This is a genomic window from Acetobacter sacchari, assembly GCF_017377715.1.
Classification (GTDB): domain Bacteria; phylum Pseudomonadota; class Alphaproteobacteria; order Acetobacterales; family Acetobacteraceae; genus Acetobacter; species Acetobacter sacchari.
Map to the genome: position 1 here is coordinate 1 of NZ_JAFVMF010000022.1, position 18079 is coordinate 18079.

Annotated in this window: 15 protein-coding genes and 1 pseudogene; all 16 read right to left on the reverse strand. The window is 55.8% G+C overall.

Features of this window, described 5'->3' with window-relative positions:
* On the reverse strand, positions 1-385 hold a 385-nt coding region (locus tag J2D73_RS16525; protein ID WP_408736856.1), incomplete at its 3' end, for a hypothetical protein.
* A gap of 373 nt (positions 386-758) precedes the next feature.
* Positions 759-2877 (reverse strand): annotated as a pseudogene (flhA, locus tag J2D73_RS16530) (flagellar biosynthesis protein FlhA).
* 34 nt (positions 2878-2911) lie between these two features.
* The gene (locus J2D73_RS16535) at positions 2912-4246 is read right to left on the reverse strand and encodes a sigma-54-dependent transcriptional regulator (RefSeq protein ID WP_207883075.1); all 1335 of its coding nucleotides are present in this window, start codon (positions 4244-4246) and stop codon (positions 2912-2914) included.
* 9 nt (positions 4247-4255) lie between these two features.
* A complete protein-coding gene (gene fliN / locus J2D73_RS16540; protein ID WP_243430046.1) occupies positions 4256-4564 on the reverse strand; it encodes a flagellar motor switch protein FliN in 309 nt (102 codons plus the stop codon).
* A gap of 37 nt (positions 4565-4601) precedes the next feature.
* Complete coding sequence (locus tag J2D73_RS16545) at positions 4602-5276, reverse strand: hypothetical protein (protein ID WP_207883079.1); 675 nt, start codon at positions 5274-5276, stop codon at positions 4602-4604.
* Entirely contained in the window at positions 5276-6283 is a 1008-nt protein-coding gene (fliG, locus tag J2D73_RS16550) for a flagellar motor switch protein FliG (protein ID WP_207883081.1), read from the reverse strand. Before fliG ends, J2D73_RS16545 begins: the two co-directional genes overlap by 1 nt.
* 4 nt (positions 6284-6287) lie before the next feature.
* Positions 6288-7952 carry a flagellar basal-body MS-ring/collar protein FliF gene (gene fliF, locus J2D73_RS16555; RefSeq protein WP_207883083.1) on the reverse strand — a complete coding sequence of 555 codons (1665 nt, stop codon included), beginning with the start codon at positions 7950-7952 and terminating at the stop codon, positions 6288-6290.
* Positions 7953-8236: 284 nt separating this feature from the next.
* A complete protein-coding gene (locus J2D73_RS16560) occupies positions 8237-8629 on the reverse strand; it encodes a HesB/IscA family protein (protein WP_207883086.1) in 393 nt (130 codons plus the stop codon).
* A 14-nt stretch (positions 8630-8643) separates the two neighbouring features.
* Positions 8644-9048: an SUF system Fe-S cluster assembly protein gene (locus tag J2D73_RS16565; RefSeq protein WP_243430048.1), complete on the reverse strand. Its 405-nt coding sequence runs from the start codon at positions 9046-9048 to the stop codon at positions 8644-8646.
* Between the two features lie 22 nt (positions 9049-9070).
* Entirely contained in the window at positions 9071-9496 is a 426-nt protein-coding gene (gene sufU / locus J2D73_RS16570) for a Fe-S cluster assembly sulfur transfer protein SufU (protein ID WP_207883090.1), read from the reverse strand.
* A gap of 9 nt (positions 9497-9505) precedes the next feature.
* Positions 9506-10756 (reverse strand): aminotransferase class V-fold PLP-dependent enzyme, encoded by a 1251-nt coding sequence (locus tag J2D73_RS16575; RefSeq protein ID WP_207883092.1) that lies wholly within the window; start codon positions 10754-10756, stop codon positions 9506-9508.
* The gene (gene sufD, locus J2D73_RS16580) at positions 10753-12102 is read right to left on the reverse strand and encodes a Fe-S cluster assembly protein SufD (RefSeq protein ID WP_207883094.1); all 1350 of its coding nucleotides are present in this window, start codon (positions 12100-12102) and stop codon (positions 10753-10755) included. The genes J2D73_RS16575 and sufD overlap by 4 nt, the downstream gene beginning before the upstream one ends.
* Positions 12099-12869 carry a Fe-S cluster assembly ATPase SufC gene (gene sufC, locus J2D73_RS16585; RefSeq protein ID WP_207883095.1) on the reverse strand — a complete coding sequence of 257 codons (771 nt, stop codon included), beginning with the start codon at positions 12867-12869 and terminating at the stop codon, positions 12099-12101. The genes sufD and sufC overlap by 4 nt, the downstream gene beginning before the upstream one ends.
* Before the next feature lie 97 nt (positions 12870-12966).
* The gene (gene sufB, locus J2D73_RS16590; protein ID WP_207883097.1) at positions 12967-14457 is read right to left on the reverse strand and encodes a Fe-S cluster assembly protein SufB; all 1491 of its coding nucleotides are present in this window, start codon (positions 14455-14457) and stop codon (positions 12967-12969) included.
* 5 nt (positions 14458-14462) lie between these two features.
* On the reverse strand, positions 14463-14963 hold the full coding sequence (locus tag J2D73_RS16595) for an RrF2 family transcriptional regulator (RefSeq protein WP_207883099.1): 501 nt from the start codon (positions 14961-14963) through the stop codon (positions 14463-14465).
* 143 nt (positions 14964-15106) lie between these two features.
* Complete coding sequence (locus tag J2D73_RS16600) at positions 15107-17905, reverse strand: phosphoenolpyruvate carboxylase (protein ID WP_207883101.1); 2799 nt, start codon at positions 17903-17905, stop codon at positions 15107-15109.
* Positions 17906-18079: the final 174 nt, after the last annotated feature.

The window sequence follows — 18079 nt, forward strand, 5'->3', positions numbered from 1 at the left end:
CGCCAATCTCATGCGCAGAAATGCTCACCCGTGATTTTCCAAACAGGCTCTTACATTCACGTAGAATCAATTTTAAGCTCGAAGCATCAATAACAGAAAAGCAATCAATCTTCAGTTGCGCCATATGAGCCCGCAGCGCATGAGCGCCAACCGAGGTCGCGCGTTCAACACTTACGACGAGCGGTTGCAAGCCACCAACTTTCAAGCGAGCTGCCAGCTTAGCGACCGTAAGTGTTTTACCAAAACCTGCTCCACCTACCACAGCTATGGGCGATTTCCCAGGAAGAAAAGAAAATTTTCCAAATGAAATTATATTACGTAATGAATCTTGTAGAGGTTTCTGATTCAAATATGACGTCAAAATTTTTGGCACACCATGCCACAACAATTTCTCTGTGATCTCAAAATTTTCACTATTTCTACACACGGCATACCTTTCGCATTTTCAGACACAAAGTTCATGGTTGATTTCCCTGTTGACAATTCTCCGAATTCAAATTTCGCGCCAAAATGGGACACATCTGCAATTATATTTATTAGCACGACATTTAATTGAAATTACAATTTTCATTATACACAGTAAATTTCTTGCCTTGATAAGCGCCACAGAACCGCTCAACACACCGCAACTTGCCGAAAACACGATCGATACATTTGAAATAAACGAAAAAATATATATTTATTGTAAAAGAATTTTTATATATAAATAACCTAAAAAAATCCCTCGTTCATATACAAACACAATCTGAAAACGAGGTTCAACTAATCGTTGCAATGGTTTTTATTTTGGCACGCGGTGCGATTTCAGTTTGAGCTAAGACTGGAGTGGCCAACCTCAATCTTTCCAATATGGCGTGAACAGCAACCCTAATGCTTCCGCCCACAATCAGAACAGGCGCCTCGCCCATCGCGGCCGCTTGATCCAAAACGACCTTCAAACGAACAATAAATTCATTCAATTTTGAGGGGGCAATCGCCAATTGCCTGTCATCTGGGGGGCCGACTATACTGTCGTGAAGCAACGCCTCCCACTCCGAACTTAGGGTGATTAAAGGAATATAACCATTGGACCCCGTATAAGCAGCACTAATTTGCCTACACAATCGCGTCCGAACGTGTGAAGTCAACAGCGACACAGAGCGTATACCTTGGCCACATCCTTCTTGTATGCTTTCAAGAATTGCAGAGATATCTCGAATCGAGATTCTTTCGGAAAGTAACCCCTGCATTACACGCTGCACCGCATTCAACGAAATTTGAGAGGGAATAAGGTCTGAAACCAATTTCTGTTGATCTCTTGGTATTTCATCGAGAAGTTTTTGCATTTCTGCATATGTTAGTAAATCTGCAAGATTTTCTCGCACCAATTCACTTAAATGAGTGACGATAACACTAGCAGGATCTACGACTGTATAATTTTTAAATGTAGCCTTCTCACGCAGACCAACGTCAATCCACATTGCCTGAATACCGAACGCTGGTTCCTTCGTTTCCTCACCTGGCAAATCAGGCATACCTCCCTTAGAATTCATAACCAACAAACGATTCGGACGAACTTCACCACTACCAACTTCAATTTCTTTAATTTTTAAAGAATATCTATCTGAATCCAGCTGCAAATTATCTTGAATTCTAACAGAAGGTAATATAAATCCCATTTCTGCAGCAATGGTTTTTCTTAATATTTTTATTTGCTCCGCTAGTTGTGGATTCTCTCCGCCAGCTAGACCCAATAAACCAAAACCCAGCTCCAAACGAATCATGTCAATTCTAAGCGAATCTGCAATTGGAGGCTCAGTGGGCGAGAGAGAAGCCTGCACAGTCGAAGATATATCTTCGTCCTCATCGACCGGACGCTTAAATCTTGACCAGGCAGCCGCCCCACACATCCCCCCCAACGCCAAAAACGGAAGCATTGGCAAGCCAGGTATGACCGCAAGTATCATCGCCACGCTTCCGGCAAGAGCGAGCGGCTTCGCCCCCCCCCCCCCCCAACTGCCGTACCAACGTAACATCAGCACCACCCTCAGTGCCTCCTTTTGTAACCACGATACCGGAAGCAGTCGAAACCAGCAGCGCCGGAATTTGAGACACAAGACCGTCGCCAATGGTTAACGTTGTGAACGCGGACGCAGCATCCCTGAGCGGCATCCCGTGTCGAATAACACCGACTGTCAGCCCTCCGAGAATATTGATTGCGGTAATAATCAGACTCGCAATAGCATCACCTCTCACGAATTTGGCAGCACCATCCATCGAGCCATAAAACCCGCTTTCCTCCTCCAGTTCGCGACGCTTTTTACGGGCCATTTTGTCCGAAATTGCGCCAGACGCCAATTCCGCATCAATAGCCATTTGTTTTCCAGGCATAGAATCTAAAGAAAATCGAGCCGCGACTTCCGCTATGCGACCGGACCCTTTTGTAATCACCATAAAATTTACAATAAGAAGAATAGAAAAGAGAATTCCACCTATGACAACGTCACCCCCCATCAAAAAACCACCAAATGCGGCCACAACATGCCCAGCCGCGTACACCCCATCGCTCCCATGCGCCAAAATTAAGCGGGTAGTGGCAACTTCAAGAGAGAGCCTCAGTAAGGTCGTCAACAGTAACAATGTTGGAAATGAAGTAAAATCTAATGGTTTTTTGAGAAAAAGAGCCACCATCAGAATCAAAACTGAAGAGGTAATAGAAATAGATAGACCGGCGTCTAGAATTAACGTTGGTAACGGAATTATTAAAATAGACAAAAGAGCCGTCACTCCCAAAGCGAGCCCTATGTCGGTTCCCGGAATGAGGCTCTTCCACGCTCCGAATTTCACATTTTCTACTTTAAATAATTTACCTATATCCTGATAAATTGTCAAATTCATTTACTTTTTCCGTCGCGTTTGTGTATCATGTCAATCACTGCTGCGTGACCAACCCCAAAGACGGCCGAGGAACATTAGCTCCTTTGTCAGCATAATTTCGCAATTTGTTGCGAAGCGCGCGGATGGAAATTCCCAGAATAGACGCCGCATGCGTTCGATTTCCATCAGTATATGTAAGGGTATCTAAGATTAAAGCTTGTTCAACATCATCGACACTATTACCAACCCACGGGTTTGTGTTTATTATCGACCTCTCGCTATTTACCGAAGAAGAAACTCCGGCGGCGTTGAAGTCCTCGACATTGATTACGTCACCTCGCGATAAAAGAACGGCTCTGTGAACCGCGTTTTCTAACTCTCGAATGTTACCCTTCCAAATTCCATTTGTAAGGATTTCATTAGCTTTATCGCTAATGATTCGCGACGGCAGGCCGTTCAATTCGCAGTATTTCTTACTAAAATGCTGTGCCAGCGGAACAATGTCGAGCCGTCGTGATCGCAATGGTGGCACCGTAAGCGAAACGACATTCAATCGAAAATACAAATCCTCACGAAATCTTCCATTTTTTATTTCACTTTTTAGATCTCTATTAGACGTTGCTATTATCCGGACATCGAGTGGAATCGATGCATTACCACCAAGTCTATCTATTTCGCGTTCTTGTATTGCACGCAAAAGTTTTGCCTGCATCCGCACATCCATTTCACTTATTTCATCAAGAAGCAAAGTTCCGCCATTGGCCGCTTCAAAGCGTCCGATTCGACGCGTAGCTGCGCCACTAAAAGCCCCTTTCTCGTGTCCAAACAGCTCAGACTCAATAAGAGTCTCTGGAAGAGCTGCGCAATTGAACGCCACGAATGGACCCTTAAATCTCTTAGATTTTTTGTGAATATATCTTGATAAAATCTCTTTTCCAGTACCGGACTCTCCACACACAAGCACAGAAGCGTCAGAGACAGCAACCTTTTGAACCAGACACAGCAGCTGCGACATACCAGGATCAATACTGATCAGTTTATGTGATTCGTACGCGACATCTTGTAAAAAAGAAGCTACCAAATCTGTATCAGGAGGAAGAGGCAAGTAGTCATCCGCCCCGTCCGATATCGCACCTGTCGCCAATGCTGCACTCGCAGGTCCACAAGCCAATACGGGGATATGAACGCGCTGACTTGCTAGCCCATTCACAAGTGAGCGGATTCCGCACTCAACCTCGCAAATAACAAGATGATGGTTCCCCTCGGAACACGCCCGGTCTATCGCCTGGGAAACGGTCCCCACGTGATCCACCTGCGAGCCTCGACTGATGACAATATTCGCAGCTTGTTCAAGCCGACTTCCGAGACAACCAACGATAAGGACACGCATGTTCAATTCTCACGTTTTTTTTTCTGATTTTATTATCTCGGTCATGGTCACACCAAGCCTGCTCTCATCAACCATAACGACTTCACCGCGCGCGATGAGTCTATTATTTACATATATATCGATTGCCTCACCCACTCTCCGATCCAACTCCACAACCGCCCCCCTTCCAAGTTTCAGAAGTTGGCTTACTTGCATCGTTGATTTTCCCAGAACAGCGCTAACCGTTACCGGAATATCGTACACGGCTTCAAGATTATGCGCATGAATACCACCAGCATCCGAGGCATCAATGCCTAGGTCAGTCAGTTCATTCAACATCGTCACATCGTTCATTTATTACGCCTATTTTTTGATATCATCTATCAGTACTGTCCAAAATATACGTGAGTATATCTTTTGCGGTCGACTTAACATTCCGAATTAGGTGGCCGTCCGGCCATGTTATTTCGATATCAGAAGGGCCCAATATCATGGATTTCTCAACAGTGAGCCACGGAAATTGTGAAATTTTTAACGTTTCATCCCGTTCCATAATTGCATCGAATGTCAGTGAGTTAATAGTCACGGTAACTTTGAAATTATTTTCTAAAAGGGGCAATACCTTGCCACAAATCCCAATCACTACATCTGCAGCAACAACATCTTCAGACACAGGAAATATCGCAAAAAAAGAGTCCAATAGAGATCTAGAAATAGACTCAGAGTACATTTGAATTTGACCTAGAGAGAATTTGTGTAGTTTGTGAATTTTTTCATTTATTTTTTTTATACTATAATTTATATCACATTTTTGATTTTTTGCTATTTTCTCGAGAATTTTCGTATTCGCAAGCGTTACGGCATCAGAAATAGCTTGATCTAAATACTCTTGCGAATAAACGATCTCTGCCTGATGCGCGGCAGGAATATCTCCCGATTTTTCTTCCTCTATTTCGTCTTCTACGACGCTCTGCTCGGAAATAACCTCCGAAAAATCTTCTCCATAAGTAAACTTATCGAACGACGGCCTTTCAATATATTCTATCCGCATCAAAGAATCACTTCATTATTGCCTGACGCAGGCGTTATATCTATCTCTCCTTGATTGGCCAACATTTTGACCGTTGCGACTATTTCGGCTTGAGCTGCATCGACATCTTTCACTCTCACAGGGCCGAGTGATTGAATTTCGTCTTGCAAAATTTTTCCCGCTCGTCCGGTCATTGCCGACAAGAATAATTTTCGTATATCTTCTGATGCGCCTTTCAATGCTAAGGGCAGACGCTCTCGGTCCGCATCTCTCATGACTCTCATGATGGACTCCGGAGAAAGTCTCTTCATATCCTCGAATGTGAACATAAGAGCCTTGATACGCTCTGCATCTTCGAGATTTCGCCGTTCCAAGGCATTCATAAACTGGCCTTCGATTTTTCTTTCGAAGCTGTTGAATATTTCAGCAAGAAGTTCGTGACTATCTCTTTTTGTCGATCGCGCCAAATTCGCAATAAATTCAGAACGCAGCGTGGCTTCCACACTGTCGATCACGTCACGTTGTACGTTTTCCATACGCAGCATACGAAGCATTACATCGACTGCGAATTCTTCCGGTATAAGCGATAGCACTCTGGCTGTATGAGCGGGATTCAAACGACTAAGAATTACAGCAACGGTCTGCGGATATTCGTTTCTCAGGTAGTTCGCCAAAACATTTTCTGGAACATTGGCCAACTTGTCCCACATCGTTCTGCCTGCGGGGCCACGTATCTCTTCCATAATCTGGCTGGCCCGATCATCCGACAAGGCCTTGCGCAGAATTTTTTCCGTAGTCTCATAAGTTCCGACGATCATGTCCGTAGAGGAAATTGATTTCGTAAATTCTTTGCATATAGACTCAACAGTTTCAGATGGAACTGGTCCTATTGTCGCCATTGCCGACGAAATTTCCCGTATCTCACTTTCATGCATGAGAGCGATTAGCTGCGCAGCGCCTTGATCACCGAGCGCCAGCATGAGTATCGCGGCTTTTTGGGGGCCTGTCGCCTCTAATGTACCAAGCATAAGACTAACCTTCAAGCTGGGGCGTAAGCCAGTTACGCATGATATTCAGACTTTCTTCAGGATTTGATATTGCCAGATCCCTCACTCTCTTGATCGCTGAAGCCTTGAGGCGCCCATCTATTCCAGCCAGACTGACAAACTCTGCGGAACCTTCATCTGGCCCCGTCAACGCAAGTTGCGTGACCGGTTCGTAGGCAAGCGCTTGAGACGCCTGGGCGGCAGGGCTTGTCAAAGCGTTACTGCTCACGTCTTGCCCGCTCAGTGACGCCTCGACATCCGCGTCCACGGCGGCGGCGGTAATACTTTTGCGTAGTAATGGTCGCGCGAAAAATATCAACGCGAGAAAAACCAGAAGCCCGGGAAGAACAGACTGCACAATGTGCATGACATCGGCTCTGTCGAACGACGTGCCCAGCCACCCGTGAATTTCAACCGGCGGAGGCGCTTCCTCACTAAACTTCATTGAAACGACGTTAACGACATCTCCCCGTTTTTCGTCATAACCAATCGCTGACTTGGCAAGCGTGGTCACGCGGTCAATGGTCGCGGCGTCCAAGGGCGTCCAGATCGACTTGCCATCTGCGCCAAGTCGAGTGATCCCATCGACTATCACGGCCAGGCTGATGCGTTGCAACCGCGGTTGCGTCTGCACCAGCGTCTTCACCCGTTTACCTATTTCGTAATTGTTGGTCTCTTCTCTACGGTCGTTCTGGCTGCCGCTTTTAGCCTGCCCCGCATTCGCGTTTGGAAGATTATTGGAAACCGTAACGTTCGGTTGAGCCTCCGTATTAACGCTCTTGTCAGTCGTTATCTGCTGAGATCGCAACACCTGCTGATCAGGATCATAACTCTCCTGAGTATCCCGCACTTCATCGAGGTTCATCGTCACCGAAGCTTCCGCACGGACATGCGACGCCCCCAACGCCGGCGCCAGCATCGTCTCCACCGTCTGCGCCAGGTGCGTCTCCATCGCCCGGCGCTGGTCTTCGACGGTCTGAATTTCGCCTCGCGCACCCGATTTGTCGCCCGCCTTAGCGAGAACGTCACCACGATTATCCACGACCGAGATGTTGTCTGGACTCAAGTCAGGCACGGCAGCCGCGACAAGGTTAAGCACTGCCTGCACGCCCTCCGCATCCAGCCTCCCGCCTCCCATAGTCAGGAGAACGCTCGCCTGCGCGGCCTGTCGCTCGGTTGAAAACAGCTCTCGATGAGGAAGCACCAGATGCACGCGGACGCCACGAACCCCACGGATCAGGCGTATCGAGCGCTCCAATTCGCCTTCCAGCGCTCTGGTTTCCTGGATATTCTGCTCGAACTGCGTCGTCGTCATCGAGTTTGCGCGGTCAAATATTTCGTATCCGACTGACCCGCCAGACGGCAGACCGTCACGCGCCAGAAGCAGACGCGCCGCCGCGATTTGATCACGCGGAACCTGTATGCTGTCCCCCTGAGGCGAGACGACGTGCTGGATGTGAGCCTTGTCGAGATCTTCGGCCATTTGAGCCGCTTCATGGAGATCGAGATCGCGATACAGCAGCGACATCGGCTCCTGAGAACCGCGGAGGGCCAAAGCCCCCAGAAGCCCCAGCAACCCGACGGCGACGACGCCCAGCGTAATCAGACGCGGAACGCCCAGTGACCGAAGACTGGCAAGAATATCCTTCACGTAAGGCTTTCCGATCGGAAAGCCTTTAAGTGGTTCGACCCGCTGGGCTGTAATAACGTAAAGGAAATGTGGCGCACGATCGTCCGTCTCGGCAAAGCGTGATTTGACTGGACGATTGTGCTTGCCGGGCCTTACCCGACGGTTAATGCCTCGGCATTTTGTGCCGGGTAGGTCGTATTCGACCGCGTTTGCGACGCAACGCCTGACAGAAAATCAGTTGCAATCTGCGTCCGCAGAAATACGACGCCCCTCCCCCTAAGAGGGGTTAACTCTGTAATCGACTGTCAGACGTGAAAGCTCTGACCGCAGCCACACCGGCCCTTCTCATTGGGGTTGGCGAACACGAAGCCCGACTCCATTTCTCCGCTGTGGTAATCCATCTCGGACCCGATCAGGAATAGCGTAGCCTTGCGGTCCACGAGGACTGTAACGCCTTTGTCCAGTATCCGCTCGTCCCCGCTCTCCCCCTCCTCGGGCACGAACGTCATGTCATACGCTTTGCCCGAACAACCCTTCGTCGTCACTGAGATACGCAGCAACTGTCCCGCATGTGCGCTGGCGTAAAGAGTTCTCAGACGCTCCGCCGCGGCGTCTGAAACCGTCATTAATGGCGGCAACGCGCGCCGGGCGGTTTGTTTCGTTTCTGGAGCCACTACGGAGTTCTGTTCGGCGCTCATGTCCATACTCCCGCTCAAAACATGTTCAGCATCAGACGGGCCTCGTCGCTCATGCGCGACATATCCCACGGCGGATCCCACACGACTTCGACATCCGCCGAGGCTACCCCCTGCACTTTCTCGACCGCATCCTTGACCTGCAATGGAAGTTCCTGAGCACTCGGACAGTTCGGCGCCGTCAGAGTCATCTCTACCTTCACCTTGCCATCATCATGCAGGTCAATGGCGTAGATCAGTCCCAGTTCGTATATATTCACCGGAATTTCCGGATCGTGCACGGTCGCGATCGCTTCGATAACCGCATCTTCCGACGGCGCGCCGGAACTCTCGGGCGCGGGCGCTTCACCGTCCGGCGTCCAGTGTCGAAGCTGCGCCGGAGCCTCAGCCGCAAGGCGATCCTCCGGCTTCGTGGCGTCCATCGCCGCAGGCGTCTGATCCAGATCAGTCATGGCCGAGCGCCTCCTCCAGCGCAGTCCAGGGCAACGTCGCACATCGCAGACGCGACCGATGGGTCTTCAAAGGCAAAAACGCAGCCATGGACTCAGGAAGATCGTCCAGTTCCACAGATGATCCGTTACCGAGCATGTGGTGGAACCTTCCCGCCATATCAAGAGCCTCGGACAATGTGCGCCCTTCTATCGATCCGGCCATCAGGTCGGCTGAAGCGGCGCAAATAGCACAACCCTTCGTGACATGCCGGGCGGCGGCGATGCGATCGCCGTCCACACGCACGCCCAAAGCAATCCTGTCGCCGCAGAGCGGGTTGCTCCCTGCCGCCTGAACTGTCGCGTCGGCGAGTTCTCCCGCATGACGCGGTTCGCGCGCCCGACGAACGATCAGTGAGTCGTACAGCGAATCTCCGTCCACAGCCCGCCCTTAGACGAAAAAGCTGCGGATACGCCCAAGCGTCTCCACCAGCACTGTGATTTCCGCCTCGGTCGTATACACGCCGAAACTGGCTCGCGCTGTCGCGTTGAGGCCAAGGCGCCGCATCAGCGGCTCAGCACAGTGGTGCCCCGCACGCACGGCGATGCCGTTGCGATCAAGCAGAGTCGCAATATCGTGCGGATGGACGTCTTCCATCGTAAACGACACCACGCCCCCACGATCCGCCGGACGACCGACGATCCTGAGGCCCGGAACCTCCGGCAGCACTCGTAAGGCGTGCGCCGTCAGCGCCGCCTCATGAGCAGAGATGGCGTCCAAACCCACGCCCTCGACCCAGTCGATCGCAGCACCCAACCCGACAGCCTCGACAATGGCGGGCGTGCCAGCCTCGAACTTCGCCGGCGGAGGCGCCCAGGTCGAATGTTCGAACGTGACTGTCGAAATCATGTCGCCGCCGCCCATGAACGGCGGCATTTCCTCCAGCAACTCCCGGCGCGCCCAAAGCGCCCCGATCCCGCTCGGGCCGTACAATTTATGCCCGGTGAACACATAGAAATCCGCGTCGAGCGCACGCACGTCCACGCGACGGTGCACCACGGCCTGACTGCCGTCGAACAGGATTTTCGCGCCCGCCGCATGCGCCATGTCCGCCAGACGCCGCGCAGGCGTCACAGTCCCGAGCACGTTCGACATGTGCGTGATTGCTACGAGAGCAACCTTTCCGTCGGACAGCAGGTCTCCAAACGCCTCGATATCGAGATCACCGTCATCGGTAACAGGCGCAACGCGCAGTTCTACGCCCACACGATCGCGCAGCAACTGCCACGGGACGATGTTCGAATGATGCTCCATCTCGGAGATCAGAACGGCTTGTCCGGGCTTCAACAGAGAGCCGTACGAATAGGCGACCAGATTGATCGCCTCCGTGCTGTTGCGTGTGAAGACGATCTCCTCGCGCGCATTAGCGCCGAGCAGCGTCGCCACCCGACTGCGTGCGATCTCGTACGCTTCGGTGGCCCGCTCGCTCATCCAGTGCAGGCCGCGATGGATGTTGGCATATTGCGTACGCATCATCGTCGACATCGCATCGATGACGGCGTCGGGTTTCTGCGCTGAAGCCGCGCTGTCGAGAAACACCAGCGGCTTTCCATGCACAGTTTCCGAAAGGATCGGAAACTGGGCGCGCAGATGCGAAAGGTCCGCCACGTTCTTCGTATCGAGCGTCGTGTCTCCTATCATTCCGAGGCCTCCCCGGCAGTTTGTTCCAGGATCTGCTCTCGTCCGATCCGCAGCGAAAGCGCAGCGCCGAGCGCTGTGTCAAGAAGCGCTCGCCCAGCCTCGTCCTCATGCAGGTCAAGCACTTCGAGCAGAAACGCCTCGACCAGAATGCGCCGCGCCTGCGCTTCGGGCACACCACGGCTGCGCAGATAGAACAACTGCTCGTCGTCCAGCGCGCCGACCGTAGCGCCGTGGCTGCACTTGACGTCATCGGCGTAAATCTCAAGTTCCGGCTTGGCGTCGATCTCGGCGTGCGGCGACAGCAGCAGCGCCTGGTTCATCTGATAGCCATCAGTTTTCTGAGCAATCTGATGAACGTGCACCTTGCCCTGAAACACGCCGCGCGCGTGATCGGTCAGCACATTGCGGATCGTCTGCCGGGAAATGCAGTCGGGCGCCGCGTGCGTGATGACGCTCGTGATGTCGCCGACCTGTTTCTCGCCCAGCAACTGTGCGCCGTTTACATGGACAGCCGCCTTCGCACCGGAGAGACGCGCGTGGACCTCATGCCGCGCAAGATCGGCGCCAAGTCCCAGCGTGAAGCTGTCATAGGCGCCGCGCGTTGCAATATTGGCGTAAACCGTGGCGAGATGCGTCGCCCCGGCCGCTTCTTTCTGCACCTTCACATGCGTGAGCTTCGCGCCCTCCCCGACACTGCAGGTCAGGACAGGATTGTGAAAATACGTTACCGCGCTGGCGTTATTTCCACTCGAAACGGCGACTTCGATCAACTCCAGCGACGCGCCCGTCCCGAGAGAAACGCTATGTCGAGGATGGAAAGAAACGGTCTCCTCACCCGCGAATGCGACCGATACGAGAACGATCCGCCCTACGGCCGCGCCTTCCGCCACCGACAGGCGCACGCCATCCGTCGCAAGCGCCGTGTTCAGCGCCACGAGAGGCTCGCGCTCCGGCGTCGCAAGCGCGTCGAATTCCGGCGACGCCAAGAAGCGTTCGAACATCACGCCCTCTGGCAGGGCCACGCCATTCGCTGGCGACGACAGTTCTGGCGCAAATCTTCCGTTGACCAAGACAAGACGCGGCGTGGACGCCAGCAATCCGTCGCGCGGCAAGACTTCGTCGAGCGCACACCCGACAACATCAGCGTCAAAAGACGCCGCGGCCTCGCGGAACTCATGTCCCGCGAGCGGCCGCAGATGCGTGTAGCGCCACGCCTCCACGCGCGGTCCCGGAAGGCCGACGCGCCGCAGTTCTCCAACCGCCGCGTGGCGGACCGGATCTGCAATGCCGTCCAGCCGCGCCTCGAATGGCGCCAGACTGCGGCCAACAGGCGCTATCGCGTTCATGCCGCCTCCGCCAGGAACGACGCGTAACCCTGCACGTCGATTTCCTTCGCAAGTTCTGCGCCGCCGCTGTGAACGATGCGGCCACGCGCCATCACGTGAACACGGTCGGGGTTCAGATAATCCAGCAGGCGCTGGTGATGCGTGATGACCAGCGCCGAGAATGTCGGAGACCGGAGCGCATTCACGCCGTCGGCAACGATACGCAGGGCGTCGACGTCCAGACCGCTGTCCGTCTCGTCAAGAATGGCGAGGCTGGGCTGCAACATCGTCATCTGCAGCACTTCGTTGCGCTTCTTCTCTCCACCGGAGAAGCCGACATTGACGTTGCGCTTCAGCATCTCGTCAGACATGGAGAGCTTCTTCGTCGCCGCGCGAACGGTTTTCAGAAACGCTACGGCGTCGAGTTCCGCATCGCCCCGCGCGCGACGCACGGCATTCACCGCCGTGCGGAGAAAATTGGCGTTGTTGACGCCGGGAAGCTCGATCGGCGCCTGAAAGGCGAGAAACACGCCAGCCGCCGCGCGCTCTTCCGGCTCCATCGCCAGCAGGTCCTGCCCCTTGAAGGACACGGAACCAGAGGTCACCTCGTAGTCCTCACGCCCGGCGAGGACATAGGACAGCGTCGACTTGCCCGATCCGTTCGGCCCCATGATCGCGTGGACTTCGCCAGGAGGAATGACCAGATCCACGCCACGGAGAATTTCCTTCGGCGCGCCATCGGCGTCGATTCTGGCGTGCAGACCGGAAATGTTCAGAAAATCACTCATACCATGGCTCCCGGAGCGATCGTCTGGCCAAGACGCCACGACGATAACCTATCCCTACTACGTTGCTTCGCGACCGCCCGGAGCGGTCGCCCGATTTTTACCCGACGCTGCCTTCAAGGCTGATCTGAAGAAGTTTCTGCGCCTCCACAGCGAACTCCATCGGCAGTTCCTTGAGCACGTCCTTGCAGAACCCGTTGACGATCAGACCGACCGCGTCTTCTTCCGAAAGTCCGCGCTGACGGCAGTAGAACATCTGATCCTCGGAAATTTTCGAGGTTGTCGCTTCATGTTCCACGCGCGCCGCCATATTCCGGTTCTCGATATACGGTACCGTGTGCGCGCCGCACTGATCGCCAATCAACAAGCTGTCGCACTGCGTGAAATTCCGCGCGCCGGACGCTTTCGGCAGGATACGGACCAGACCGCGATACGTGCTGTCGGAATGACCGGCGCTGATCGTCTTGGCGATGATCGTCGAGCGCGTGTTGCGCCCGATATGGATCATCTTGGTGCCGGTGTCGGCCTGCTGGCGATTGTTGGTGACCGCGACCGAGTAGAACTCGCCCACGGACCCTTCGCCCTGCAGGATGCAGGACGGATATTTCCATGTGATCGCCGAGCCCGTCTCGACCTGCGTCCACGATATCTTCGACCGCGCGCCGCGGCACGCGCCGCGCTTCGTGACGAAGTTGTAGATGCCGCCAAGACCATTCTCGTCGCCCGGATACCAGTTCTGCACCGTGCTGTATTTGATGGAGGCGTCCTCCATCGCGACAAGCTCGACGACCGCCGCGTGAAGCTGGTTCTCGTCGCGCATCGGCGCGGTACATCCTTCCAGATACGAGACCGAAGCCTTGTCCTCGACGATGATCAGCGTGCGCTCGAACTGCCCCGTGTTGCGGGCGTTGATGCGGAAATACGTCGACAGCTCCATCGGGCAACGCACGCCCTTCGGAACGTAGACGAACGACCCGTCCGTAAAGACGGCGGAATTCAGCGCCGCGAAGAAATTGTCGCCGACCGGCACGACGCTGCCGAGATACTGCCGCACCAGATCGGGGTAGTCCCGAACGGCCTCCGAAATCGGGCAGAAGATCACGCCAGCCTCGGCCAGCGTCTTGCGGAATGTCGTGGCGACGGACACGCTGTCGAATACCGCGTCGACCGCGATCGGCATCCGGGCCTCTTCGCCCTCCGGAACCTCGACGCCGGCGAGCATCGCCTGCTCATGCAACGGGATACCCAGCTTTTCGTAAGTCCGCAGAAGCTCCGGATCGACCTCTTCCAGAGACTTCGGCCCGGCCTTCTTCTTTGGCGCAGCGTAGTAATACGCGTCCTGATAATCGATCGGCGGGTGGGAAACCTTCGCCCAGGTCGGCTCTTCCATCGTCTGCCAGGCGGCGAACGCCGCCAGACGCCAGTCGAGCAGCCATTGCGGCTCCTCCTTGCGCGAAGAAATCAGTCGGATGGTGTCTTCGTTGAGCCCCTTGGGCGCGAAGTCCATCTCGATATCGGTCTCAAATCCCCACTTATAGGAGGATTGCCCGAGCTTCTCGACCTGTTCGCGGGTCTCTGTAACAGCTGGCATCTATCCTATCCTCCCACCGCGCCGGTAAAATCGGCCACTCTGCCGCGCGTCGCGGCCATATCTGCACATGCTTCGTCTGACTTCACGCGCGCGCCGCGCGTCCGCCCGCTGGTCTCCGCCATACGGGCGAGGGAGATGCCGGACAAGGCTTCGTGAATCGCGTCATTCACCGGATCCCAGCAGCCATAAAGCGCGCAATCCGGTCCGACCTCACACCCCGCTCCACCGTTTACGCAAGCTGTCAGGGAGATCGGACCATCGATCGCAGCAATAACGCGCGCGACGGAAATCTCCTCAAGCGGCGCCGCCAGCCGATACCCGCCGCGAGCGCCCCTCTGGGAGGCCAGCAAACCGTCTCCCGCCAGCGTTTTGAGGACTTTCGCTACAGTCGGCTCCGGCACGCCAGTTTCCGCCGACAACGTGGACGACGTCACGACGCCATCCAGTCGCCCCAGCTCGACGAGCGTCCTGACGGCGTAATCGGTTAGTTTCGACAGCCTGAACATACGAAGGTCACCTGCTGAAACGGCGTCGCCACCATTAAGGACCAAATCAGTCCTGTTTCAACGAGACAGATGCTTCGCCGACCTCGATCCGTCAAGGGGGCACACCATTACGTGACGCGCCCTGAACGGTACCACAGCAGGCTTTAGCCGAACGCGCCCACATTATGCGCGATGGCCACGCTGATCTCCCGCACGATATCGAACATCGCGCGCATGGGGCGGAAAATGTAGTCGTGCTCATAGGTATAGGCGTTTTCCACCTGCGGCCCGGCGGGTTCGTGGAAATCGAATTCCGGCGCACGATCTCCCCGAGGAAACACGGCATCCAGTTCGCGAAGCACTGACGGAATTTCAAGGCAGAGTATCCGCCGCATCATGACGTCGCGCGTGAAAGCGCCACGCGGCATGAAGAACGGGATCTGCGTCGCCAGAAGCCAGATGCGCTCGATCATCGCGATCCTGATCGCATGCAACCCGCGTTCGGTCGCGCTCATGGACGGCGCATCCGGCCATGCCGCACGCAACGCCAGATGGTCGGCCTGAATACGCCGGAACATCGACTGCGTGTCGGCCCAGAAATCGAGTTTCTCCAGATCGTGCATCACCGCGAGATAGGGTCCGCGTCGTGCAGCCTCATCCTCCGCTGTCGCACGATCCAGCCAGTACCCCGGATCAAGCAGAGAGATCACGCTGCGCAAGACCTGATCGTCCGAATGCGCCAGCGCGTGCGCCGCGAAATCCAGCGCACGGTGAAAACGCGGACTGCCGTCGCGAAAGGAGTCGAACGTCTCCGGATGCCGATGCGCCGCCGACCCCAGCCCCTGAATGGTGTTGGCGCACCAGCCAAGCTGCTGAAGAATCGCGTTGTTGGGGATTGCGCGCAACTGGCTCGGGTGCGTGATGCGCGGGGTCGCCCCGCCGCCCTCGCTCTGCCGGGCTGCCGGACGCGAGCCTGTCTTGTCGATCAGCGACGGACCGAACGCCCCGAGCAGGTCCGCGTAGCCCGGATCGTCCACCAGAGACGTCATGCCCTCGGCGATGGTGGAGAAAAAATCGGCCGAGAAATCAGGTTCGTCATAAACCGGATCCCGCTCCCGACGCGGCGGCGTAAAGACATGTTCCGCGATGGTCGCGATGCAGGCCCCCGCCAGTTCGGGGGTGCCGAACAGCAGATAGCCGTCGCCGCCCTGGAAAGCGCTCTCCTCCCGATATCGCAGCCCCAGCTCCGCGAAACGTGCGCGAACATGCGGCGGCGAGAGATAATCGAGCCTGTCCGACAGCCTGAACGGATGCGCGCCACGCCCGATGCTTTCGCCGTGGGTGTCGAACAGGATGACCTCGACGTCATGCAGATCCCATTTCTGCAGAAGATCCGCGATCTTCAGACGAAGGCGTTCGATCAGGTACGTCGCGGCGAGTTGCCCGACATAGCGGCCTGAGTCGGAATATCCGAACTGAAGGCTCATCTTCCCGGTCTGGCGCAGGTAATCGCGCCAGTGTGGCGAACGCAGCGCCTCCTCGACGATCTGCGCTCCACCCATCAGGGCCTCTCGCGTTTCGAAAAGCGGCGATATCTCCACTTTGTCGGCGATGCCAAAATGCCGCGCAAGCCACAGCGCCGCCAACAGCGTGTAGCCGCTCTCCGTCTCCGCCACGAGGAAACGCACCGGCGTAGCGGTGTCCACGTGCTTGACGATCTGCGCGATGGTCATCATCAGCCGCGCCGCCGAAGCCTGCTCGACCAACAGCGCCCCAAAATCGACCGGCGTCGCCGTCACCGTGTCCAGCGCGTCGTTGATGCGCGACAGAAGCGCACGGCGGTGAGTCGGGTTGGCCGGATCGTCGGTCAGCCGCAGACGCTGACGCAGCACATTATGAATTTGGGTGGCGTTGAGCCGCGTATGGGTTTGCGCCGCCGCCATGCCGTGCGCCAGAAACCCTGACCGCGCCACTGCGAGTCCCAGTTTCGCATCGTCCGGCGCACTGTCGATAGCGTCCTGCAGCGCGTCCGCCAGAGCCTGCGGGTCCGAGATGGCGTCAGCCGCCCGGTCGACAATCAGCGCCGCAAATTCCAGCGCCGCCGCCGGATCGGCGCTTTTCGGCGTCGCAGCGATCTGCGCCTCGACCGTGTAGATCGCACGCGAAACTCTACTGATCAGCGCCGCAGCGTCGACGCCGCTCTGCTGCACCTGCGCGCGTAGACGCTGAAGCTGGAACAGCTTCATCCGCAACCGCAGCCGCATCGTGTCCCACCAGCCAATGTCGGTGCGGCCGTCTGTGTCGTAACCCACCCAACTCGTCAGGATCAGCGGCTTCGGCGTGAGCGTCGTCCAGTTATCGGGCCAGCGTTCGCGCGCCTCTCGCAGCAGATCCGTCACGAACGTGTCGATCGCATCCCGCCCCCGCAGGATCGCGTCGGACGCCAGACCGAACTCTTCTTCAAGCGTCGGCGGACCTGAACGCCGGTGGGTCTCGAACGCTGGAGCCGCAACCGGCGGCGTCGGCAGGGAGGCGCACTCTGCGAGCGCCGCATAGACCGGGTTCGCCACGGCGAATGTCGGATGAGCAGTGAACACAGCCGCGAATCTTGTACGCTCGACCGCTGCGCGAAACGCGTCCAGACCGCTTCCGTCTGGCGCGGAGACCGCCTCTTCTACAATGTGGGCAGCAACCCCTGCCAGCCGTTCCGCCGTATCCGCAGCAGCCGCTCCTCCCGGATAACGGTGCAGCCGGGTGGCGCGCCGCAGGAACGCCTCGTCGCGCAGGCGCCTTACGACTTCACGCAAATCGTCCACGGAGAGACGTCCGCGATCAAGCATCCATTCAAGGCGGCTTACCAGCGTATGGAGGCTTGGTCCTGATTTCGCCCCGGAAGTCTCATCGCCAGCGATTTGGGTCTCCCCTGCCAGCAGCGAGAACGCCGCACGCGCAGCGTCCGTCATGCCGCTATGCCCCGACAAGGTCTGAGCAGGCGGAGTCCGTGATTCGGCGGGCGACGTATCGGCCATAAAAAATCTCACACGCAGGAATTAGGGGCTAAGGGTTTCACGGCCACACATTCGACGCAATGCCGGAGCCACATACCAAACCGCGTTTGGGGCGCCGTTCACGGGGAT